General features: G+C 50.3%; 17 protein-coding genes. 8 read left to right on the forward strand and 9 right to left on the reverse strand.

Going from position 1 to position 24,656, the window contains the following annotated elements:
• Positions 1-1,248, reverse strand: a complete 1,248-nt coding sequence (locus ACXAGR_RS04760) for an ABC transporter substrate-binding protein (protein WP_474848416.1) — start codon at positions 1,246-1,248, stop codon at positions 1-3.
• Between the two features lie 230 nt (positions 1,249-1,478).
• On the opposite strand from ACXAGR_RS04760, the gene pedF reads away from it, so the two are divergent.
• From pedF to ACXAGR_RS04780, 4 genes are all read left to right on the forward strand, one after another.
• On the forward strand, positions 1,479-1,925 hold the full coding sequence (gene pedF, locus ACXAGR_RS04765; RefSeq protein WP_303572225.1) for a cytochrome c-550 PedF: 447 nt from the start codon (positions 1,479-1,481) through the stop codon (positions 1,923-1,925).
• Positions 1,926-1,930: 5 nt separating this feature from the next.
• Positions 1,931-2,818, forward strand: a complete 888-nt coding sequence (locus ACXAGR_RS04770; protein WP_474848418.1) for a substrate-binding periplasmic protein — start codon at positions 1,931-1,933, stop codon at positions 2,816-2,818.
• A gap of 446 nt (positions 2,819-3,264) precedes the next feature.
• Positions 3,265-5,031 carry a methanol/ethanol family PQQ-dependent dehydrogenase gene (locus ACXAGR_RS04775; RefSeq protein ID WP_474848420.1) on the forward strand — a complete coding sequence of 589 codons (1,767 nt, stop codon included), beginning with the start codon at positions 3,265-3,267 and terminating at the stop codon, positions 5,029-5,031.
• A 104-nt stretch (positions 5,032-5,135) separates the two neighbouring features.
• The gene (locus ACXAGR_RS04780; RefSeq protein WP_474848422.1) at positions 5,136-7,265 is read left to right on the forward strand and encodes a 4Fe-4S binding protein; all 2,130 of its coding nucleotides are present in this window, start codon (positions 5,136-5,138) and stop codon (positions 7,263-7,265) included.
• A gap of 21 nt (positions 7,266-7,286) precedes the next feature.
• Here the strand turns inward: ACXAGR_RS04780 and ACXAGR_RS04785 are convergent, their stop codons facing one another.
• From ACXAGR_RS04785 to ACXAGR_RS04795, 3 genes are all read right to left on the reverse strand, one after another.
• On the reverse strand, positions 7,287-8,306 hold the full coding sequence (locus tag ACXAGR_RS04785) for a proline iminopeptidase-family hydrolase (RefSeq protein WP_474848424.1): 1,020 nt from the start codon (positions 8,304-8,306) through the stop codon (positions 7,287-7,289).
• A gap of 47 nt (positions 8,307-8,353) precedes the next feature.
• Positions 8,354-8,827 (reverse strand): NYN domain-containing protein, encoded by a 474-nt coding sequence (locus tag ACXAGR_RS04790; protein WP_474848426.1) that lies wholly within the window; start codon positions 8,825-8,827, stop codon positions 8,354-8,356.
• Between the two features lie 178 nt (positions 8,828-9,005).
• Positions 9,006-9,911, reverse strand: coding sequence for a LysR family transcriptional regulator (locus ACXAGR_RS04795; protein ID WP_474848428.1), 906 nt, complete (start codon positions 9,909-9,911; stop codon positions 9,006-9,008).
• 101 nt (positions 9,912-10,012) lie between these two features.
• Here ACXAGR_RS04795 and ACXAGR_RS04800 point away from each other — a divergent pair, with 101 nt between their 5' ends.
• Together ACXAGR_RS04800 and ACXAGR_RS04805 are read left to right on the forward strand one after the other, a co-directional pair.
• Positions 10,013-11,176 (forward strand): MFS transporter, encoded by a 1,164-nt coding sequence (locus ACXAGR_RS04800; RefSeq protein ID WP_474848430.1) that lies wholly within the window; start codon positions 10,013-10,015, stop codon positions 11,174-11,176.
• Positions 11,177-11,407: 231 nt separating this feature from the next.
• Positions 11,408-12,685, forward strand: coding sequence for an aminotransferase class V-fold PLP-dependent enzyme (locus ACXAGR_RS04805; protein ID WP_474848432.1), 1,278 nt, complete (start codon positions 11,408-11,410; stop codon positions 12,683-12,685).
• A 23-nt stretch (positions 12,686-12,708) separates the two neighbouring features.
• Here ACXAGR_RS04805 and ACXAGR_RS04810 read toward each other — a convergent pair whose 3' ends face one another.
• A complete protein-coding gene (locus tag ACXAGR_RS04810; protein ID WP_474848433.1) occupies positions 12,709-14,580 on the reverse strand; it encodes a metallophosphoesterase family protein in 1,872 nt (623 codons plus the stop codon).
• 227 nt (positions 14,581-14,807) lie between these two features.
• Here ACXAGR_RS04810 and ACXAGR_RS04815 point away from each other — a divergent pair, with 227 nt between their 5' ends.
• Both ACXAGR_RS04815 and ACXAGR_RS04820 read left to right on the forward strand, forming a co-directional pair.
• Positions 14,808-15,863, forward strand: coding sequence for a Ca2+-dependent phosphoinositide-specific phospholipase C (locus ACXAGR_RS04815; RefSeq protein WP_474848436.1), 1,056 nt, complete (start codon positions 14,808-14,810; stop codon positions 15,861-15,863).
• Between the two features lie 36 nt (positions 15,864-15,899).
• On the forward strand, positions 15,900-18,650 hold the full coding sequence (locus tag ACXAGR_RS04820; protein ID WP_474848438.1) for a TonB-dependent receptor: 2,751 nt from the start codon (positions 15,900-15,902) through the stop codon (positions 18,648-18,650).
• 102 nt (positions 18,651-18,752) lie between these two features.
• On the opposite strand, the gene ACXAGR_RS04825 is transcribed toward ACXAGR_RS04820, so the two are convergent.
• From ACXAGR_RS04825 to ACXAGR_RS04840, 4 genes are all read right to left on the reverse strand, one after another.
• On the reverse strand, positions 18,753-21,692 hold the full coding sequence (locus ACXAGR_RS04825) for a TonB-dependent receptor (protein WP_474848440.1): 2,940 nt from the start codon (positions 21,690-21,692) through the stop codon (positions 18,753-18,755).
• Positions 21,693-21,703: 11 nt separating this feature from the next.
• The gene (locus ACXAGR_RS04830; RefSeq protein ID WP_474848442.1) at positions 21,704-22,690 is read right to left on the reverse strand and encodes a FecR family protein; all 987 of its coding nucleotides are present in this window, start codon (positions 22,688-22,690) and stop codon (positions 21,704-21,706) included.
• A 69-nt stretch (positions 22,691-22,759) separates the two neighbouring features.
• Positions 22,760-23,329: an RNA polymerase sigma factor gene (locus ACXAGR_RS04835; protein WP_474848444.1), complete on the reverse strand. Its 570-nt coding sequence runs from the start codon at positions 23,327-23,329 to the stop codon at positions 22,760-22,762.
• Between the two features lie 48 nt (positions 23,330-23,377).
• Positions 23,378-24,655: a sensor histidine kinase gene (locus tag ACXAGR_RS04840; protein ID WP_474848446.1), complete on the reverse strand. Its 1,278-nt coding sequence runs from the start codon at positions 24,653-24,655 to the stop codon at positions 23,378-23,380.
• Between the last annotated feature and the right edge of the window lies 1 nt (position 24,656).

Raw genomic sequence — 24,656 nt, forward strand, 5'->3', positions numbered from 1 at the left:
TTACTCCTTGACCATGGAACAACGAACTTCCGGCTTGTCATACCCCAGCGTATCTAAATCCGTCACGGGATGAAGAAAACCTTCCTGAGGAGATTGGGAAACCAGAGATTCCGGCTGCACTAACGGGATGGGCTGACGCAGTTGTCCGTTCCACTGGCGGAAGGTCAGTTTGCGTCCTTTGAACGCTGCCAGCTCGAAGTTATCGCTCATAAGGTATTGATAAAGCGTAGCAGAGTTATTCGATTTTGTTCGGGTGACCGCTTCAGCAACGGCTCTGACAGCAAGCCAGGCGTTAAAGTCGTCGTCATTCATAGGGCGCTGATTCGCCTCAAAAAAGCGGTTTTGCAATTGGATAGCTCCCCACTGCTCAATACTGCGATGCCAGGAAGCGGCTTTGAGTCCGTGGGTACCGGCTACCGGACGGGGCAACCAGGTGTTATAGGGCAAATAAAAACCAAACAGGTTTTGTGTATCTGCCACCAGCACCACGTCATAATCTTCCCCCTGCGTCAGGGCGGGCACTTCCTGCTGGGAAGTACGGCGTAAATCCGTGTCGAAGGTCCAGGTTTTACGCCCGGTAATTTTGGTGCCAAAGCGCTTTGATGCCCGTTCAAAGGCCTGCGCCATGGCTGTATCGCCTTCACCGCTGCCAGAAACTAAAAACCATTCCCGCCAGCGTTTTGCCATCAGAAACTGACCCAGCGCATCGCCCAGCATGGCGTAACTCGGGGAAGTGTGCAGTAAACCGGCCCGGCATTGATTTAGCCGCCAATTGTCAGATTTGTTTGTTGCATTAAGCATCAGCCCGGCGTCCGCACCGGGCAGGGCCAGAATTGCCTGCAAGGTACTGTCGGGCACATCCAGGATCAGAGGCCCGTTATTGGCTGTCAGCCACGCCTGTACTTTGCCGGTAAGGGCTTCCCCGCTGGCATCTTCCAGTACCGTCAGCGCGTAGTGATGTTTAAGAAAGCGACCGGTGGTATTGGAATCATCCGTCCCCAGCAAAGCGCCGGCAACACCATTGTTCGCAGGAGTTTTAAACAGCGCTAGTAAAGCAGAAGACGTCAGTCCGGTTTGTTTTACATAGGCTATATTTACCGGTAATTCGTCAGCAAAGGATTGTGTGACGGGCACCAGCAGGCTTAGCAGACACGGCATAGCCAGCAACCGCATCACATAACTTGATGCAGCTTTCAGCGGTATTGCCAGGCCTGGTGTCGCCATTATCGTTATTAGTGGGGCGAACATACCGGTACTCCTTTTGCGAAGGTGAACTAAATACTAGTTGATGACCCGTCCATTATGAATGAGCACAAAGGATGAAAGGTTTACTACCTTAGTACAATTGGACGAATCCGGCATATCACCTACCTTTTAAAACGTGTCTGGTTATGTCGCAAACACAACAAAACCTACTCAAGTTGTCCGCCAACTCTAACCAGCATTGACACTATCTGACAACTTTTGGAGATGTATAAATGAAAAATTTCTCAACCATATTGCGTAGTACGCTGGCAGCGGTTATCGCTGTATCTTCAGCGCAGGCCCTTGCTCATGGCGATGTTACACCACAGGCAGTGGACACCAGCGCGTTACCTCAACTGGGCGAGGAATGGAAAGCCACAAACCCTTACACTGGTAATGAGCTGGCAATTAAAATTGGTGACTCTGCCTACAACCAGAACTGCGCCCGCTGCCACGGCCTGGAAGTTATTTCTGGCGGTATCACTCCGGATCTGCGTAAACTGAATGACGAAAACGAATTTTTTAGTCCGGAAGAAGCTGACGACTGGTTCATGATGCGTATCCGTAACGGTGCAGTTATCGACGGCCGTGTTTACATGCCGCCATTCGAAGGCATCCTTAGTCAGGAAGCAATGTGGGCAATCAAATCTTACATCGAAACTCGCGGCACCCCCGAGTAACAGCTATGGCTCGCTTATTACGTTGCTGGATAACGGGCCTTGCGCTGGCTGCCTTTATGGCAGGCAGCGCTTTTTCTGTTCAGGCCCGAAGCTATGACGATATTATTGAGTCAGGCTATATCACCATTGCGGTCTACAATAATTTCCCCCCTTATTCTTTTCTGGACGATGAATCTCCTGCCGGTGTCGACATTGAAGTAGGAAAAGCCATCGCTGCAGGATTAGGTGTTGAGCCACGCTGGATGTGGATTAATGCCGATGAAAATCTGGAAGATGATTTACGACAGGCAGTATGGAAAGGCCATATCATTACCCGCCAGAAAGCGGATTTGATGTTGCGTGTTCCTTACGACCGTAAATTCAGTTACGGCATTGACGGATACGGTCTGCCCCGTAATGAAATGGTGGTGATGTTCGGCCCTTATCACCGTGAAAAATGGGCCCTTCTGAAGAACACTGAAAAAACTAATGGCATCGACACACTGGCGATTTTCCAGTACGAGAAAATTGCCGTGGAAATCGACTCACTTCCCGACACCTTTTTAGGTTCGACCATTGGCGGCCGTTTGCGCAAGAACATGGTACACACAACAACCACCTTCGATGGCATAGACCTGTTCAAAAAAGGGGAAGTCGCCGCAGTCGCGGGCATGCAATCTCAGCTGGAGTGGGCACAGCCAGCCACTGATACTTTTACTATCAATGCTACCGGTCTTGCAGCAATGAGCATTAAAGCCTGGGATATTGGTATGGCGGTGAAAACGGATTACCGGCAGTTGGCTTATTCTATTGAAGACATCACCGTCCCTATGATCGAAGACGGTCGTATGAAGGCCATTTTTGACGACTACAAAATTACCTACACGGTACCCGGATTATACGCCGGAGAATAACCGGGATAACGGGGAGCGTGGTCCCGGCATCAACACGCTTCCCATTTTTATATTAGATATTCCCCGTCTTTTTCAGTACTGATTCATCCCCAAACACACTGTTCCGCGATCATCACGATTTGTTATGCAGACCACATATTCTATTGACCTGAGGTTATTTACCTGTGCTTCTCACCCTCCCTTTTTGACCCGTTTTTCAGGGTACTACTACCAAGGGAGTAAAAATGATAATCCAAGGTTTAATGGTTGTTAAAAAAACATTAGCTAATACTGACCATGTCGTCGTCCGAAGATGTTCTATGCTTAGGGTCCGGAGGACGGATTAACAATAATGCAAGGCCGTAAGAAGAACGTTCCCAACTAATAAAACTGTTTTTCAGACGAGCCGCTTGTGTAAAAAGGTGGAAAGACCACCAAAGCACCTGTTGAACTACTGGAGAAACCTGATGAAAAGTCGAACAGTTTCACGTCACCTGATTAGCTCTGCTGTCGGTCTGGCCTTGTCTCTTAGCACCTTAGGCGGTGTTCAGGCGGCAGGCGTTACCGATAAAGACATACTTAACGACGCTAAAACCACCGGCGATGTTTTAAGTTATGGCATGGGCCCGCGCGGACAGCGCTTCAGCCCGCTGGACACACTGAATACAAAAAACGTTAAGAAAATGCACCCTGTGTGGGCGTTCTCGCTAGGCGGTGAGAAGCAGCGCGGTCAGGAATCACAGCCTCTGGTACACGATGGCGTGATGTTCGTAACAGGTTCTTATTCACGTATTTATGCCATTGACGTTAAAACCGGTGATGAGCTGTGGCAATACGAAGCCCGTCTGCCAGACGGCATCATGCCTTGCTGTGACGTTATCAACCGTGGTGCAGCACTGTATGACGACCTGGTTATCTTCGGTACGCTGGATGCGATTCTGGTCGCCCTTGACCAGAAAACCGGTAAAGTGAAATGGCGTAAGAAAATGGGTGACTATAAAGCAGGTTACTCATTCACTGCTGCGCCTATGATTGTTAAAGGCATGGTTGTAACAGGTATCTCTGGTGGTGAATTCGGTATCGTAGGTAAAGTTGAAGCCCGCGATGCGAAAACCGGTGAACTGGTATGGACCCGTCCGACTGTTGAAGGTCACATGGGTTACCTGAACGGTGAAGAAAACGGCATCACCGGTGGTGAAGCAAACAAAACCTGGACTGGCGACCTGTGGAAAACCGGTGGTGCAGCAACATGGCTTGGCGGCACCTACGACCCTGACCAGGATCTGATTTTCATGGGTACAGGTAACCCTGCACCATGGAACTCTCACTTACGTCCCGGCGACAACCTTTACTCTTCTTCACGTCTGGCTATCGATCCTGACACAGGAAAAATCGTTTGGCACTTCCAGACCACACCACATGACGGCTGGGATTTCGACGGCGTAAACGAATTGATTGCGTTTGACTACAAAGAAAAAGGTAAAACCGTCAAAGCGGCCGCAACGGCTGACCGTAATGGTTTCTTCTATGTACTAAACCGTGAAAACGGCGAATTCCTCCGTGGCTTCCCGTTCGTAAGCGGTATCACATGGGCTGAAGGCCTGAATGATGATGGTGCGCCAATTTACAAAGAGGGCGGTCGCCCGGGTAACCCTGCTGAAAGCGAGAACGGTGAGAAAGGTGAAACGGTATTCTCAGTACCTTCATTCCTGGGTGGTAAGAACTGGATGCCTATGGCGTATAGCCAGGACACCGGTCTGTTCTACGTTCCGTCTAACGAATGGGGCATGGACATCTGGAACGAGCCGGTAAGCTATAAAAAAGGTGCAGCTTACCTGGGTTCTGGTTTCACTATCAAATCTGTTTACGAAGATCACATCGGTTCACTGAAAGCCATCGATCCTAAGACCGGTAACACCGTCTGGGAATATAAAAACAACGCACCTCTGTGGGGCGGTGTTCTGGCCACTGCGGGTAATCTGGTCTTTACCGGTACACCTGAAGGCTACCTGATGGGCTTCGATGCCAAAACAGGTGAAGAAGTTTACCGGTTCAATACAGGTTCAGGCATCGTCGGCTCTCCTGTTACATGGGAAATGGACGGTGAGCAGTACCTGAGTATCCTGTCTGGCTGGGGCGGCGCAGTACCTCTTTGGGGTGGTGAAGTTGCCAAACGCGTAAAAGACATCAACCAGGGTGGCACTGTCTGGACCTTCAAGTTGCCTCGCTCGTAACGCGGGCATCGTAGCAGGGCTTTGGTCCCACAACCCTGTTACGAGTTTTTCTTCAAAGAGCTGGTATGGACCTGACGCCGGCTCTTTTTTTAAGGACCCGCCTCATGACAGGATTCATCCATACTGCCTTTTTAAGAACCTTCTTCTTTATTTCACTCTGCTTTAGCGCATGTGCTGTTCTGGCTGAAGAAGTCAGTATCGATGATTCCCTTATTCAATCCATTTTTCCTAAAGCCACGCTCATTGGCGAAAAGCAAACCGGTGTCCCCGTGCAACCGGTTTATCAGTTACAGGAATTGCTGGGTTATGTATTTGCCAGTAACGACCTGGTGAATCTGCCGGGCTTTTCCGGCACCCGCATCAACCTGCTAATTGGCATCGACACCGCCGGAAATGTAAAAGGCATTCGGATAATTAATCACCACGAGCCCATTTTCCTGCACGGGCTCGGCCCGGAACCCATGCTTAATTTCATAAACCAGTATGAAGGTCTGAATGTGGGACAGCGGGTGATTGTGGATTCCGCTGCAAAGAACAACCCTGATGATCCTTCTACGGTACATGTGGATGGGGTAACCAAAGCCACGGTATCGGTGATCATCATTAACGACACCATTTTGTTGTCTTCGCTTAAAGTTGCACGTCAGTTGTTGTCCGGGTTCGCCAGCTCCCCGCTGGCCACGCCAAAAGATACGTTTGAAGAAAAGAAATGGCAGCAGTTATTAGAAGAAGGCCTGGTACGTCAGTGGCGTATTAGCCAACAAACGATGGCCGATGGCTTTAACATTGAGCTTGATACATTCCCCGGCGATACCTTTGACCTTTCTTACGATAACTTCGACGTGTACTACGCCTACCTTAACGCCCCGACTATCGGGCGTAATTTGTTGGGTGACAGCGAGTATCAACGCTTAATGGGTATTCTTAAACCCAATGAGCAGGCATTCCTGGTGATGTCGGAAGGTTTCTTCAGCTACCTGGAAGACGACTTCAAACCCGGCACGGTAGCCAACCGCATTTCGCTGACGCAGAATGATTTGCCCTTCCCCATGCGGGATTTAAACTTCTACAGTTATGCCGACCAGCAATTGAGCGCAGGCATGCCTGAGAGCGACGATGTACAGGTATTCGTGGTAAACACCCAGTCCGGATTCAACCCCGGCGATACCATGTCGCTGAATCTGAACATTGATATTGCCCGCAACCACCTCATCCGCAATCAATTGCACCTGCATGACGACTACAGCCTGCCTGAAAACCTGTTTGATTTTGCCGAAGCCGCGGTAGAGGAAGCGCCGAAAGCGCCCTGGGTACGCATCTGGGAAAACCGCATCGTCGATATTTCAGTATTGCTGGTAAGCCTGGTGCTGGTCACGTTGATTTTTATCTTTCAGCATCGATTATCGGCGAATGAGAAGCTATTCCGCTGGGTTCGCTGGAGCTTCCTGACCTACACACTGATTTTCATTGGCTGGCTTTGGCAGGGACAGCTTTCTATCGTCAATATTTATCCAGTCCTGCAAAGTGTGATCAATGGTTTCGACATCAATATGTACCTGATGGACCCCATTTTGTTCGTCCTCTGGAGCTACGTATTCGTCAGTCTGTTTATTGTTGGTCGCGGTATTTTTTGTGGTTGGCTGTGCCCGTTTGGCGCACTGCAGGAAATGGTGGGCTGGGTGGCGAAAAAGCTGCGCATCCGTCAGAAGAAAGTGCCTTTCGACGCTCACAGTAAACTCTGGTGGGTTAAGTACGCCATTCTGATTGGCCTGGTAATCACCTCTTTCGCCTCAGTGAGGGTAGCTGAAATTGCCTCAGAAGTGGAACCGTTCAAAACCGCTATTACACTCCAGTTTGTGCGTACCTGGCCATTTGTGCTGTATGCGGTTGCCCTGCTGGTCGCCGGACTTTGGATCAATAAATTCTACTGCCGCTATGTCTGCCCGTTGGGCGCTGGTTTAGCGGTGCTCGGTTACTTCCACGCCGGTGAATGGCTCACCCGTCGCAAGGCCTGTGGCAACCCCTGTACGCTCTGCCATCACAAATGCGACATCAAAGCCATCACGCCTAAAGGTGATATCAATTACAACGAGTGCGTGCAGTGTCTGGAGTGTATTGTTTATTACAACAACGATGATTTATGCCCACCGCTTAAGAAAGCAAAGCGGCAGGAGAAAGCGGGGCGCAATGAAAAACAGCGCAAAGGCGATGTAGAAATTTATACACCGGTCTGATTTCCGCGAGGGCACTTGTTGTTATTCAGGCTTAGCAGCTTGAGGATCTTTTCTGTCCAACCAGCTTTTCAACAATGCAAACGTAATGCGTGGCCGGTCGTTATAGAAACCGTGTGCGCCACCGGGTACCACGGCCAGTTCTGCCCCCGGTGTCAGAGCCAGATAATCCTGTACGGTATCGATACGAGCTGAATCGTACTGGCCAATCATGAACAAAGTATTCATCGGGTCAATGTCTGCCAGTAAATGGGTGGCATCGTAGCTTTTCAGCACGCCGGTAGATGAAAACTCACTCGGTCCCCACATCTTGTTGTAGATAAGCGGATTAAAGCCGTTGCCGCCTACGTTCTCGTAGTAAACTCTGGCCGCTTCGGTGCCAATACCCCGGGTGTAATAAGCAGAATAAAGTTTGGTATAAGCTTCACGACAAACATCCCCTTCTGGCGGCTTCGCGGATTCACACTGTTTCAGCGTCTTTTGTACGTCTTGCGGGGCGGCTTTTACCAGCAGGTTTGCATCCATGATCCAATGTGGCGTCGAAATAAACGTACCTCCTAAAACCGTAGACACCGTGTGCTGCGGATATTTAGCTGAGTATTCCAGTGCCAGCGCCGAACCCCAGCTATGGCCTACAACATGCCATTTGCTCAGCCCCAGCGTTTTGCGGATAGTTTCCAGAGCATTAACGAAGCGTTCTACCCGCCAGTTGGCCGGGTCGTTTGGCTGCTCTGATTTACCACTGTCGAGTTGATCGTACATGATCACCATACGGTCGTTGGCCAGCTCCGTCATACCGGCGAAGCCATTATGCGTACCACCCGGACCACCGTGAATAAATATCACCGGTGTGGCGTTTTTATGTTCAAGGCCATTTAAGCGCACATAAATTTTGCCGCCTTCTACCGGTACCATCAGTTCCTTTTCAGGCTGAGCCCAGGCTGCGGTTTCTGCCACCGCATGGAAAGACGTTACACAAAAGGAGAGAACAGAGAGTAATGATAAAGCCACAGCTTTGGCTGATGACGGGAGTTTGAAGCGCATGAACTAATCCGGTTTGTAGTCGTTATTCTGGGAACAAAAAAAGGCGCTTAGAGTAGCAGATTATCCATTACCGGCACAAAGCGGTCAGCCGCACGTTTCAGACTGTCGGCAGTCAGCGCTTCAACACCGTACACCTCCACTTCACATTGGTGCTTTTCCCGCGCACGCTGAACCAGCAAATCAAAATCACCGTCGCCGGATACCAGTACAAGTACGTCGCAATGTTCCGCTGCTTCCATCATGTCCAGCGTTAAGCCCACGTCCCAATCGCCTTTGGCACTGCCGTCGGCGCGTTGGATAAACGGCTTAAGCTTCACCTCAAAGCCAATAGCCCTGAGAATATTCTGAAACTGTTTCTGCTTTTCGTCGTTACGATTGATGGCATACGCATTGGCAGTCATCACTTCCCTGTCGTGAGTCACCTCAGCCCAGAAACGGTTGTAGTCGAAGTTGCGCTTAAACGCACTGCGGGTGGTGTAATAGACGTTTTGTACATCGACAAAAATACCGGTTTTTTTCACAACAGACCTTAAATACTTAAATAGCGTTAACCATCAGCAACCCCGGAGCAACCTGCGTAGCGCACACTGACAATAGAGGTTGCCATTCTAACAAAAACGCTCTCTGTCCGTTGCAAAAGAAAACCTTATTTGCAGTTCATGTGAACACAGACAGAGTGATATAAGCGATAAATGATCCTCAGGAATTAGAAGCCATTTTCTCAACCAGATAATCCACAAACACCCTCACTCTGGCGGGCATGTGTCGCCCGCCGATAAACACAGCATGGATGACTTCTTTGTCTTGTGGATTGAAGTCTTCTAGAAGTGGAACAAGTTGTCCCGATGCGAGCATCTGTTCGATATGAAAGTTGCCGACCCGGGTAATGCCAATATCAGCCATGGTAAGTTCAACCAGCGTTTCACCATTGTTCGACGTCATATTCCCTTCTATGGGCAGAATGTAGTCTTCACCATTTTCACGAAAAGGCCAGCCGGGCTCTATGCGCTGAAAACTGAAATCCAGACAGTTAAAGTGTTTTAGGTCGGCAGGGGTTTCGGGAATGCCAGCCTGTGCTAAATAATTGGGTGATGCGACCACAGTTCTGCCGGTTTCACCTAAGCGCCTGGCGGTTAAATTGCTGTCAGGTAAAGGACCAAAGCGTATTGCGACATCGATGTGTCCGTCGGCCACATTGCTGATTTTATCGCTCACCTCGACTTCTATTTTGATATTGGGATAGCGCTCTAAAAACTCTCTGTACAAGGGAATCATGGTTAGACGACTGTAAGCCGTTGCGGTACTCACTTTAATTAAACCGCTTGGACTGGCGCGATCAGCAATAGCGCGCTCGGTCTCTTCGACATCTTTCAAGATCCGCCGGGCAGCCAGGGCATAAGACTCCCCTTCACTGGTTAAGTAAAGTTTGCGGGTAGAACGGACAAGCAGCCGTACACCTAAACGCTTTTCTATCCGGGTCATCATCCGGCTTACTGCCGACGGTGTCAGGCCCAGTTCTCTGGCTGCACCACTCAAACTGCCGAATTTCGCCACCGTTAAAAAGGTTTCCATTTCAGTCGTTTTATCAGCTTTAACTTGCTTCATTTGTGAATCCAATGCAAAACAGATTAGCTTTGCCATCCCACTACTCGGGGATTCTCTATGTCGTTATATTCCCTAACATCATAAATAAACTTGGGTTCAACATGAAGATTAACTTTCCACTGATGGCGCTGGCCATTGGTGCTTTTGGAATTGGTGTAACGGAATTCTCACCTATGGGAATGCTGCCTGTGATAGCAGATGACTTAGGCGTTTCGATACCTACAGCGGGTATTCTCATTAGTGCATATGCTTTCGGGGTATTGGTGGGTGCGCCGGTCATGACTTTACTGTTTGCCAATATGCCGCGCCGTCGCCTGCTGGTTTTGTCCATGGGCATTTTTACCCTGGGCAATTTAATGAGCGCGCTGGCCGACAGTTACAGCGCATTGATGATTAGCCGCATTATCACCTCGTTCAATCACGGCGTATTTTTTGGTGTTGGTGCTGTCGTCGCAACCCAATTAGTGCCGCCGAATCAACGTGCCGGGGCAGTTGCTGCAATGTTCTCAGGGCTTACCATTGCAACCGTTGGCGGTGTGCCGCTGGCAAGTTTTTTGGGCACAACGCTGGGCTGGCGAAATGCGTTTCTGGGCATTGCGGCTATCGGTTTGGTGGCAATGATAGCCTTGCGCTTTAGCTTGCCTCCGTTGGTGAATCAGGAAAAAGCGAACATTCGAAATGAACTAGCCGTGTTAAGCAAAGGGTCTGTGTTGGCAGCATTACTGTTAACGGTGGTGGGTGCCAGCTCTATGTTCACGGTATTTACTTACATTGTGCCAATTCTGCAGCAAGAAACTCATGCTTCGACGACTTTTGTCACGGCTATGCTGGTGCTTTACGGCGTGGGGCTTGCGGTGGGGAATGTGCTGGGCGGGCGCTATGCCGATCGCACTTTATACGGCACGCTAATCGTGTCATTAATCGCGGTGATTCTGCTGCTGGTGATCTTTACCGTTACCATGTCTTCTTCCGTTGTCGTTGTGCCACTGATTTTCCTTTGGGGCATTGCCAGCTTCGCTGTGGTTCCACCGCTGCAATCATTGGTGGTTCAGGAGGCCAGCGAAGCGCCGAATCTGGCATCGGCCATGAACATTGGTGCGTTTAATCTTGGTAATGCGGTTGGCGCAGCTTTAGGTGGCGGCGTTATAAGTGCAGGTCTTGGATTACCAGCGGTAGCCTTAGCTGGCGCAGGCACCGCATTACTGGGGCTACTCATGGTGTTAGTTGCCAGCAGAAAGAAAACAAGCTTTGCGCTTGGCACCTAGCTGATATTAAACATCAGAGCACCGGCTACCCGATGTTCGTGCCGGAACCAGCAAGGGGCTGACAAGCCCCTTCTCTCTCACCTTTTCCCCAATCCATATTTTCGGCAAACCATATCTTCGGCTAAATTTTCAGCACATCCGTCTCAAAACCAGGACTTTTATTTTCCTAGGTTATAGCGTAGGTATTGCAACACTATAACATTACTAAAAATAACAAGGTTCGGGGAACACATGTCATCCAGAAGACAGTTTTTGAAATATTCAGCGGCATTTGCCGCATCATCTACCGCTTTATCTTTATCTGCTCAGCAATTTGAAAGTCCGGTTGGTTCAGCTTCAACCGTGGCCAGGGATGAGAACTTTTGGCAAGCCGTACGCAGTCAGTTTGATGTGCAAAACGACATCATCAATCTGGAACAGGGCTACTGGGGCAAAATGGCCAATCCTGTTCAGCAGGCCTTCTTTGACCACACGAAGAAGGTCAATCATGCCATGTCCTGGTACGTGCGTAAGCAATATAAAGCCGATTTTCTTACCGCGCGGAAGTCTGTTGCTGACGCTTTAAAAGTTAAAGCTCATGAGATCATGCTGACCCGCAACGCCACTGAATCATTTGTGAATTTGCTCACTCAGTTCAATGATTTTAAGGCAGGTGATGAAATCTTGTGGGCAGATATCGATTACCCCGCCTACCAGGACATGATGGTCTGGTTAAGTGACAGCAGAAACGTTAAAGGTCACGAGTTATCACTTCCGGCCTCCGGTACAGATGATGATTATATTGATGTGTATCGCAAAGCATTTGAGCGCAATCCACGTATAAAACTGATGCTGCTTACTCATGTGAGCAATCAGCATGGCCTTGTTATGCCGGTTAAGCGTATTGCACAACTCGCGCGGGAACATGGCATCTATGTTATCTGTGATACCGCTCAGTCCTGGGGATTACTCGACTTCACGCCGGATGAACTTGGTGTCGACTGGGCAATTTTCAATTTGCACAAATGGATTGGTTCACCGGTGGGTGTAGGCGCTCTGTATATGCGGGAACAAACCTTAGCTCCAGTAATGCCCTTTCCGGGCGAAGACCCGGGCGACAATGACGTGGCTAACCGCGTACATCTTGCAACGTCTGACTTCGCCAGTTTCTTAAGCGTGCCGGATGCACTGACATTTCACCACAAAATTGGCGGCAAAAATAAAGAAGCGCGGTTGCGGTATTTGTGGGAAAGCTGGACGCTACCGCTGAGGGAAAACCCTGAAGTTGAAATACTTGGCGCAGCCAGCTCAGATAATGCATCAGGTATGGGTGGCTTTCGTTTAAAAGGCAAAACCAGTCCCGAAGAAAATCAGGTGTTACAAAAACGCCTGGAAGAAGATTTCGGTATTTTTACCGTTGTCAGAAATGACTTATCCAGCGGCAGCAATATCCGCGTGACACCGCAAATTTTCACGCCGGTTGCCCACATGCAGAAGCTGGCAGAAGCGATCAATACGATAACAGGCTGACAACAGGGCGCATAAGCGCCCTGTTAAACGCCCTTCACCGTAATTGACGTGACATCCCGTGATACCGTCACGTCGCTGAGCAGTTTTACAAAGCGCCTCACCTGTTGCGATTGCACAGGGGCGGCTTCTGGCAACTCGCAATGTAACGTGGCATCACTAAGACGCTCGTACACGACTTCCCGTCCACCAAGGTCAGCAAACTGACCGGCATTCCTGATACGGTAATAATCATTAGCCAGTGTGATGGCGGGCATTGTAAGCAGTCCTTCATCTGTAACGCGACTGACATTGGCACATACCAGCGTTTCCAGTGCGTCACCAACCGTTTTACTTTGAATGAAAGTAGCCAGAGGCTGCGGCCATTCACGACCCACATAGCGCTGTCGCACCACTTCTTTTAAATGCGCGTCGGTAAAACGCAGATAGTCCGGTGCATCCAGAATGGTTTTATCCCAGTTTATCAGCCCCGCCTTCTTGCGGTATTGCCACTCTTTAGCATACACAGGGAACAAGGTATCGAATTGGTCGACTTGCTGCTGAATGATGGTATCAACCTGAGCACTGCCATCATTGTTCAGGGTAACCACGCTGTAGCCGGGCTGATAGGCAGCCAGCGACGGCACCTGCACATTCACCAGCCCGCCGGTGTCTTCAGGTTGTGCAATGTCGTACAGGTGCATGTGCCCTGCCATGTGCAACCGCAATCCGAGATCAGACAGGATCTGCGTTGTCGGTGCTGACGGCATACGTTTTAGTTGCATGCCGGAGTCTCCGAACAGCTCAGCCAGTTGCTTTTGTGTATTATCGTAGAAGTCCGCCATAGGAAAATGGCTGAACGCAATCAGTCGCTTGTTTTGCTCTTCCGCCCGCTTTACTACGCCCGCTATCCAGTCAATAAGTTCCGGTTTGTAGTCCACCAGCGCGTTGTAACCCGCATTTCCTGAACCATTAAATTCCAGCGACGAAATCTTTCCTTTGGGTGTATATACATTAGCGTCGATAGCCAGTAGCCAAAGGCCTTCTACCGGTTCAACCAGATAGCTGGCATCCGGCATGAAAATACAAGATTCCCCATTCTCTTCGGTCGGGTTGCTGGCCTCGCCCGTATTGCTGTCCTCACTCCCGTTGCTGGGGTCGCACCAGCGCCAGCCGCGCTTACTGACATCGGCTGTCCCAAAGGGTGTTTCATACAACACATCCTGCGATGACGGGCTGAAGCCCTGTGATTTGAGGGTTTCCATGATGTCAGCATAGCCCCATTCCCGCAGTGCATTGCTGCATTGCCATGCCGATTTGTTCAGGCAGTCGGGGTGATCAGGACTCATCACCGCCACTTCTTTACCGCTGCGATGCAGGAAGTCTTTCTTTCCTCCGGCACGGGAGAAGGGGCGCACGGGGTCGTGGTTGCCGGTAATTGCAAAAAAGCGCATGCCGTATTTGCCTGAGTATTCAGCCAGAATGTCAGCCAGCGCCTTCACATTGGCGGGCTGGCCGTCATCAGAAAAATCTCCGGGTAACGCCACCAGCTTAATGCCTTTGGCAGCAATCTCATCCAGTGCTGCGCGAAAAACAAAGTAGTTTTCATTAAACAGCCGGGTACTGTTGAGCTGTGCCTGCATGCTTCGCATCAACACCGGCGTTTGTGCTCCCTGCGAGCTGTCACCTGAGATCGGGGTATTTGCTATCAGTGGCAGTTCAGATGCATCCAAATCTTTAGCTGCAGCGAAGAAATCATGCAAGTGAATGTCTGCAAGAAAGGCAATTTGTACTTCCTGTTCTTTCTCCTGATAATTAGTTTCCGGCGATTCCGTTTTTGCCACATCTACGTCGCAGCCAGAAAGTAACAACATGGCAACCGTGCCAGCCAGCCATCTCATCAACAATGCACTTCCCATTTTTAGTCCTGAAAGCTGATAAACCAAAGTTAAAAACACATAAAAACTGCGTCCCAATTCACATAGACGCACACTTTGAGAAAACGGGGACAAATATTACCCAATGTCACAAAAACTTCATCTGCAATGTGACAATTTTATGAATATTAATCGGTTAGCAAGTTTTTGTTGTCCCCGAAATTTTGTTTTTCGCATCTTCCTCACACATGACCTGTGAGAGAAAACCAATGCGACTTTTAACTACCCTGCTTTTATCCATTGCGGCCACGCAACCCACGTTTGCAGATGCGCTGACGGACTATCAATGGATTGGCTCGCACAACAGTTATAAGCAAGGTTTACCAGCGTCGGTTTATCAGTTTTTGGCCAAAAACAATCCGCGAGCTGCCAAACAAATTAATTACGGCCATGGCACTCTTGAAGCACAGCTGGATTCAGGTCTCCGACAGTTGGAAATTGACGTGGTGAATGACCCCACAGGCAATCAATATGACAAACCGGAACTGGCCACTCGCCTTGGCGAAACCTGGCTAAGTAATGAGGCTCAACACGAGCTGGCACGACCGGGTTTTAAGGTACTGCACATACCTCACGTTGATGTGCAATCTCACTGCACCGGTTTTGCCGCTTGCCTGAACAAGTTAAAACGCTGGTCTGAGGCCCATGCTGACCACTTCCCTATCGTGGTACTGATGAACACCAAAGAGAACCAGCCTTCTTTTATAAATAGCCCTGCGCCTGCGCCGTTCACCACCGCCACTTATGACCAATTGAATGACGTCATCCGCACAGTATTAAAAGAGCGCGTTATCACCCCTGACGATATCCGTGGTGATTTCAGCTCTCTGCGCGAAGCTGTGCTTGAACGCGGCTGGCCCGACGCTGACAGCCTGCGCGGCACATTTATCTTCGTGTTCGATGGCAACTTTGAACAAAACGCGCGCTTCATGGAAAACCATGCAGGACTGAAAGGTCGCGTGATGTTTGCCTCGTTACCAGCAAGCGATGATGGCGCCGCTTTCATGATCATCAACGCCCCGATCACGCAACACACTGAAATTAAACAGCGTGTGGCAGAGGGGTTTCTGGTTCGCACCCGTGCCGATGCTGACTTTAGTGCCAGCAATGAAGAAAAAACAGCGCAAAAAATGGCGGCGTTTACCAGTGGCGCGCACATGATTTCCACCGATTTTTATCCGGGTTCCCCTCAGGCAAAACGTGACGGCCACGTTGTCAGTTTTGCCGATGGCGCCCTGCGCCGGAATAACCCGGTTTCCCAATAATTCACATCACTCGACATTAAAAAATAGGAACACACTATGACAACCACGTTTAAAAAACACGTATTGGCGGCTTCCGTCATCAGCGTATTAGGCTCCGTTTCTTCTGCTGCCGTGGCGCAAGAACAAGCCAGTGCCGACGAAATTGAAAAAATTGAAGTGTCAGGCTTTCGTAGCTCACTCATTAAAGCAAAAGATCTGAAAAAAGATGCGCTGGGCACACAAGATACCATTCTGGCCGAAGACATTGCCGACTTCCCCAGCCTGAACCTGGCAGAATCCCTGCAGCGTGTACCGGGTGTCACCATTACCCGTGAAGCCGGCGAAGGCCGTCAGATTTCATTACGTGGTCTAAATGCTGACTTTACGCAAGTACAACTAAACGGCATGGAAGCGCTGGGCACGTCTTCTTCACCCATGGACAGCCGCGGTACCACAAACAACTCACGTTCTTTCGACTTCAACATTTTTGCGTCTGAACTGTTTAACCAAATCGACGTGAAGAAATCATACTCTGCAGACATGGATGAAGGCGGTATCGGCGGTACTGTTGGTCTGCATACTGCCAAACCTTTTGATTATGACGGCTTTAAAGGTGCTATCAGTGCACAAGCGGGTCAAAACTCAAATACCGGGGACACCAGTCCGCGCATCGCGGCTCTGGTTTCGAATACCTGGGACAAGTTCGGCGCACTGTTCTCCATCGCATACAGCAACCGCGATACCAGCGAACAGGGCTATAACACCTATCGCTGGCGTCCTCGTGATGCTCAAGGTTCTGATATTTCTGCGTTATCAGCGGAAGATCAAGACGCGGTAAACAGTGGTGATTTGCGCTTCTCCCGTGGTAGTCGCTATTCTTTGTTTAACAGCGATCAAACCCGTCTGGGGGCAACGGTTGCTTTGCAATACCGTCCTACCAGCGACCTCTCGTTCGGCTTAGATGCGCTGTACGGCAAACTGGATAACAAGCGCTCTGAATTCCACCTGCAAAGCCGTGGTTCCAGCTCAACCGCATTAGGCTGCACCGGGCCGGACTATGATGACGGCGCGCGCTACTACTGCTCTGAACTAACTGACATTGAATACAACAGTAACAATGAAGTGGTGTACTCAGAATGGCAAAACACGGCGCTGCATTCAGAAAGCCGCGATCAAACAGCGAAAACAGAAATTACCCAATTTGTATTCAATGCAGACTGGACAGTGAACTCTGATTTATCGCTATCTGCACTTGCTGGTCACATGAAAAGCGAATATGAAGACAACAGCGCTAAAGTGTATCTTGAGTCCTTCGCCGACATGACACTGGATTTCCGCCCAGACCGTTTCTATGGCCAGAACACCTATATCAACGATTACGATCCGACTAACATCGATGAATTTCGCTACCATGAAATTGACCTGCTTGAAAACGAAGTAGAGAACAGTTTCGACGTGGCTAAAATCGATGCCGATTTGTTCCTGAATGATATCAGCAGCGTGAAGTTCGGGTTGTCGTATAAGAAGTTCAAACACATGGACAACTACCTGCAGACCAATAACCTGCTGCGCAGTGAATGGCAGTCGGGTGAAGTGTCTGACATAGTTGACCCTGCCACTGTGTACGTGAACAACGGGCACGAGCGTCAGTCGTGGCTGAGTACTGATGTGAACGCTGTGCTTGCCGACTTCAATATCGACCGCAATGGCACCATGAGCCGTACGCCAAACAAGGTGGAAGAAGAAACCAAAGCAGCGTACGCGCTTTACGATGTGAACATGCTGTTAGGCGATACCGAACTGCGAGCAAACTTTGGTGTGCGTTATTACGAAACAGAAATTGCGTCTACCGGCCTGGTTAACGACACCAATTACGTTACCATTGAGAGTGACTACGACGGTTTCCTGCCAGCGATGAACCTGGCGTGGTATGCCACCGACAATCTGGTTTTACGCGCAAGTGCAGGTAAAAACCTTACTCGCCCAACACTGAATAACCTGGCCGTGGGCGGTAGTATCAACACCGATCCGCTGGCCGGTTCAAGTGGTTTGTCTATCAGCTCTGGTAACCCGTCACTGCAGCCATTCGAAACCCTGAACATGGAAACCGGCGTTGAATACTATTTTGATGATGTAGGCTACGCAGCCCTGTCTTACTTCCGCAAAGATATCGACAACTTTATTGCCACCACCACCATTCCTACACCTTACGGTGAGACCGGTTATCCTTCAGCCCTGATTGAAGGCGCGGTAGACGAAAACGGCGTGGCGCAGTCTGCCAGCACGCTATACAACGTGTCGCAGCCGCAGAATCTGGAAGACAGCGATTTCAGCGGTTGGGAAGTGGCGTTCCAGCGCGATTTCGACTTCCTGCCAGCTCCGTTTGATAAGCTAGGCGCGATTGCCAACTACACCTATGCGGATGGCGAGTCGGTACACAATGTGCTGGTAGACGGCGAAAACGTGCAGGTATCCCGTCCGTTCTATGGACTGTCGAAAAACACCTATAACTTAACGGTTTACTATGAAACAGAAACCTGGGGTGCACGCATATCTGCTGCTCATCGTGATGACTACCTGACACAGGTAGAAACTTCCAGTGATGATCAGGATGAAGCGGGTTTCCACGGCACCACTTACTATGACTTCTCAGCGTTCTACAACATTAACGAGAAACTGAAAGTGAGCCTGGAAGGCATTAACCTCAGCGATGAGCGTGAAGAGCAGTACTCTGACTCTGATGACCGCCTGTACAACACCACACTAAGTGGCCGTACTGTATATCTGGGCGTGACTTACGTGATGTAAGTTCTCACTGAACAACCAAAAGGGCCGGTTTCACGGCCCTTTTTTTGTTCATATCTGTTTTGTTTTTACCTATCTAGCCCTGACACATACTTTAATGGTGATTCAAAAACGATACGTTACACCAACGTAGTAATCCCGTCCGCTTAAGGTAGTGTTGTAAGGGCGGTGAGAGGAATCGGAATACTGAATTTCCCGTTGATTGGTGAGGTTTGTGGCTTCCAGGCGCAATTCCCAGTTATCCGCCACATACCAGGCAACGACGGCATCAACATACACACTTTCTTCGAAGCCGGTTTCGTCTTCATCCTGCAATGTCTGGCTATCGACCCTTGCGAGATAATCGTCGCGATAGGTGGCTGAAAGACGAATACTTAAATCGTAGCTTTCCCAGTAAGCAGTAATGTTCGCCAGCCAGGGGGATAGAAACGGCAAGCTTTTCACCGACAGCGCTTCGCCGGTATTGGCATTATGGTAAGTAAGATTGCCCTGGGTATAACTCACACTCCCCACCACACCCAGATGGTATTGGGGCGACCATGGCCAGGGCGTCTCAAGCTGAGCACTGGCCTCTACACCATAAAGCCAGGTTTGCCGGGCATTCTGTGCAGTGACCAGTGTCACATTGTCGCTTGCAGATAGCGAAAACAAGCCCTCGTATTCCGGAAGCTCACTGATGAGTAAGTTATCACTTACATAAACGATGTAGTCATCCAGATACTTTGTAAAGGCGCTCACTGCAAACCGGTTGGTGTCGGAAAGATATCGCTCCCAGGCCACATCGATGTTGTAAGCACTGTACGGTTTCAGGCTGTCGTTGTAGCCATAAAGCGTATTTTCTTCGCTGTCATAGCGTACAGTCGCGGCCAGATCATCTAACTGCGGGCGGCCCAGCGTTTTACTCAAACTCAGGCGCAATGTGTTGTTTGTGGCTAAACGATAACGAAGATTCACCGCAGGTAGCCAATGGGTGTGACGCAGTGTGCGGTTGCGGGCGAACTCGCTGTCAGAATCACTGATGCGTGTTTGCTCGCTTTCAATGCGTAAGCCTGCATCCAGCAACCAGTTTCCCCAATCTGTGCTGAATGACGAATACAGCGCCAGGCGCTGCTCGATGATGTCGTCTTGTTCGGTGCTATGCTCACTTTCAGCGGCAGCATGGGTGCCCTTCAGTGCACTTATCTCATAGGGCAATCCGAAATAACCAAATATCGCGTTGGTATTGAGTGTCAGCCAGTTCAGCTTTGGATGAGCAGTGAGAGGGGTGCTGTAGCTTTCAGGCACCGTGCTGTCTCGTTGCCCGCTTGCCCAGTCTGCAGACAGGAGATCCTGAATATCATAGAAATCGGTCTGATTGCGAAAATGAACCAGCTCAAGGCCGGTCTTCCAGGTCGTGTTATCCGTCGGCTTGTAGGCTAATGTATAGCGGGCATTGAAAAAATCCGTGGCGGCGAAATAGGCTTCGGCGTCCAGTTCCTTCATTTGCCAGAAAGTGGGTTGTGTCAGATCGTCCTGATAGGTGATGTCCGCAAAGCGAGCGTCGTGGCGATAATCCACCGTGATATCGGTTTCCCCTTCCATGTAGGCCTTGTTGCTGCGGGGCATATCGTAACGGGCGTGCTCCCGGCCAATCACACCGCTACCGGTTAGCGACTGTGCCCAACGATGCTCAACATTCATCACCCACTGATTGTAAATGGTGGCCACTTGTTGATAACGACTTTCCGTTCCCACCTGAGCCTGTTCATAGGCCGCATAAATCAGTTCGTTCTGGTCGTTCACAGCGGCATCAACGATACGGGTTTCCCCTTCAATCACCGGAGTCGAATTAAAGCCCCGGGGATACAAGTGATACTCGTAACGCTCACCAGCCAAACGTCCGTGCAACCAATCCAGGGTAACGTGGGCAAAGTCGGTTTTATATTCAATGGAGGCTCCCACTCCGGCGCGGTCCATGTCACTCTGCCATACCGAGTAGCGATTCCCCCGAGGTATGGTTAACTCGCCATTTTGCCATGCATTGGCAAGCGCTGTGGGTAAGGCGGAGATATCCGCCCCATCAGGCGGAATACTGCGCCACCGAAAGGTATTTGCGCCCATTTCCTGATAAGAACGGGTGCCGTAGGCCACAGAGAACAATGCGCCCCAGTGACCACGGGTATTCGACACCATGGCAGATACCCGCTTCGATAATGCGTCGGTAAACTGGTTCTCACCGGTTTGGGCAGACAGGTTCCAGTGTAAACCGGGGTGGTCGAAAGGGTGCGCGGTTTTAAGCGCCACAATGCCTGCCATTCCCCCTGTGGGTAATTCAGCATCGTAGGTTTTCAGCACTTGTATTTCACTGAACAAATCAGTGGCAAACAAATTCAGATCGAAAGAACGGTCCCGCTGCTTCTGAAGTCTGCTATCCATGGGCGAATCGTTGTTCGCCAACACTATCATGCCGTTCAGGGTAACCAGGGTGAAATCCGGGTTGAGCCCCCGCAGCATGATTTGACGGCCTTCCCCGGCTTCACGGGTAATCGACATGCCGGGAATACGCTGCATCGATTCAGCCAGGTTACGGTCTGGATAACTGGCAATATCGTTTGCTGCAATCACATCGGAAATCACGTGATTCTCACGCTTACGCTGACGGGAGACATCCAGCGAAGCCCGTAATCCGGTAACTGCCACCTCTTCAATAGGCGCTTGGGGGAGCGGTTCATCAGCCGGACTAATCACGATGCCATCGGCGGTAATGCGGTATTGCAAGCCAGCGGGGTATAGCAGTGCCTCTAAGGCTTGCGGCAAGGTAAACTGGCCATTTACCGCCGGAGCGTTAGTGCTCATGTCCACAGCCGCGTCAGTGACAAAAGACTGACCAAACCGCTCAGAGAGCGCGCGCAAGCTGTCTTTAAGCGGTTGGGATGCAATAAAAACAGGAACAGGAGACGATGAAGAAACCGCTGCGCAGGTGGGTAAGGCAATGCACAAACCTGTCGCCACTGCGATGGCAGTGAACGAGAAGCGAGATAGCGTTAACGGCTTAAACACTTTCACAACCCGCCCTGCTAGTCGGACACCGTTATGACGTAGGCGTCATCCTTTTCCTCCAGTGAAAGCCCATCTGTCTGCGCCAACAATCGCAGGCTTTTCGCTGCTTCATTAAGATTAAACCGTCCGCTAATGCGTTGGTTACCGTTCCCTACCACGTGCACCGGCTTATTCAGATAGCGGGACAATTGCTCGGTTACGATGCCAAGCGGCTGATTATCTACATCCAGCCAGCCACTACGCCATTCAGGCAGCAGGCTGTCGTCGATTCTGAATGTACGGTGCCAGTTGCCATCTTCCAGGATTACTCCCTCACCTTTCACCAGCGTGAGCGACTTGTCAGCAAACACACGAACAACACCTTCGTACACTCTGATCACGGTTTGATGCGCCAGTTTATCGATATCGAACGCGGTACCGACGACCTGCACCCTGGTGGTATCGACATTAACGACGAAGGGGCGCTCCGGAGCGTGAGCAATATCGAAATAAGCCTGCCCCCGGGTAAGACTCACTTCACGCAACGCCTGCGTGTGATTCACCTGCAATGATGTATTGCCGCTCAGATAGACCACCGAGCCATCTCGCAACACGGCCGATTCAGGTGAGCCTGCGTGTGTTTCGACAGACAGTGTCTGAGCCTGAGCCACAGTCACTGGCGACTCTGTTTGCACGGTATTGTTGTGTTGTAACCCCAGCCAAATAACCAGTACTGCCGCCACCGCCATACTGGCTGCAATGGCAAACCACGGGCGCGCTGTACGGCGTATTTCGACGACGTCAGGCACAATGGTGGTTGTTTTATCGTGGCGCTGTCGACTGGCTAGCTGTATTGCTGCCGCTGCCACCTCAGGCTGGCCAATCGCCGCTGCAATGCGCGTGAAAGCTTGTTGATGTTCAGGCACAGCAAGCCACAGCGACAATTCAACCTTGCCCTGTTCGTCCAGTTCATCAAAGCGATCAAACCAGTCTGCGGCCTGATCTAAATGATCTGCGTGTGTCATCTGTGCCTCTGTTACTTACATTCAATTATATAGATGGTGATTTTATGCATTCGGGGACAAAAAGAATGATTATTCTGCAGATTCTGTCCAACCCGCTTCTTCCAGTTTGAGCGTAAGCTCTACCATGGCCCGGGTAAGGTGCTTTTTCACCGCTTCGACGCTCAAATCCAGCGCGGCGGCGATGTCATCCCGGCTCATACCGTCTACCCGCCGCATAACAAAAACCTCCCGGCGCAACGGCGACATTTGCGCCAATACGCTTTCAATAAACGCCAGTTTGCTTGCATTGTGATAATGGGTTTCGGGACTGTCGTTGGCGGCTTCCAGTTCTTCATTCTGCCAGTCCACGGCATTCGGCACGGCTTTACGCTGAAAATCATACAGCACCGACTTCGCCACAGTAATCATGTAGGCAAGTGGATTTTCCAGTTCGGCGAAGCGCACACTTTTACTGGTGCGCAGCAGGGTTTCCTGCAGCACGTCTTCGGCTACCACCGGATCATTGGTAAGCCCGCGGATAAACGCTTTTAACGCGCTGCGGGACTGAACGGCTGCCGGGTCAGTAATACTCTGCCAGTCAGCCGGAGAGTTGCTTTCGTTCAATGTTGCCTTCGCTGAAGAAATGAGAGATGACAACATTAATGCAGATTTATGACAGTGAGATGATACTCAAACAGCAAACTTTAATCAGGAAAGCACAATACTCACTTCACAGCCATCAGCAGTAAAGCGATGCTGATAGGTCCAGCCAAGCTTGGCTGTGACCCTTTTTACCAGTTCCAGGCCAAGACCGTAACCTGATTCGTCGTTTCCTCCCGGGTCATTATACTGTTCTGCATTGTCTTCACGGTTGACGATCGTCAGGGTATGACCAGACTGGCTTATGGTAACTGTACCACTTTGGGTATGCTGAAATGCGTTACGGATAAGGTTACCGCATACAATGCGAAGGGCTGTCGGCGGGATAGAGCAAACGACATTGTCCGTGGCGAGTTCCACGTTCACCTGTTTTCCGGTCAGCAAATACTGTAAATCCTGCACCAGCGCAGACAACATCCCTCCCGGCTGAATGTCAGATACGGCCAGTTCATCGTGATCCTGACGGCTAAGCCAAAGCAGGGTTTCAGTAAGATCTGTCATAGTATGGGAAGCATGGTCAATGCGACGGATGGCGTTTGCGCCTTTTGACGGCCCTTTTTCTTCCAGTTTATGCAACAACTCCACACTGGAACGGATTACCGCAATAGGCGTGCGAAGTTCGTGGCTGGCGTGGGAAACAAACTCCCGCTCTCTCACCAGTCCTTCCCGCACATGTTGCAGGCTGGAATGGACAATACCCGCCAGTTCATTAAGCTCCTGATATTTGAATTCCGGCACAGGTTGTTCCAGCGTTTGTTCATTAAGCCCCTGTGCCCATAACCGCAGTCGCTCAACTGGCCTGGATACGCTGCGCAGCAGGATCATCAGCACCCCGGCGAACAACACCAGCACGCCCAGCCCCAGGAGCATGGACCAGCCTTCATGGGAAATCATGAATTCAGGTTCGTCATCGAGTTTAAGAGAGTCAAACACCTGAGCTACGTACCGGTCGGGATATCTGCCATCACGATCGGCAATTTTTACCACAAATACGGCACTGGACGGCCTGAAGAAGATAAACGATCGCTCAACGGCTTTATGTAAATGAAATGGCCGGAGTTTGTCCGGGTTGAATTTTGATTTCACGCTGTCCGGAAAGTCCTTCCAGTCGGCGACAATGACAAAACTTAAGACTTTTTGAGGCTTGCCCGGCTCAACTTGTGCTTCTCTGGCGGCTGATATCATGGTGCCACGCATGACGCCGTCCATGCCGGCAAAAAAATTCATCATTGCGAGCACACTAAAACCTGAGATGACGACTGTTCCCATTACCAGCAGGGCAATGAGAATATAGCGTCTCAAACTCAGACTGAAGCCACGAACCATA

The sequence above is a fragment of the Alteromonas sp. ABH4_457 genome (assembly GCF_056160625.1).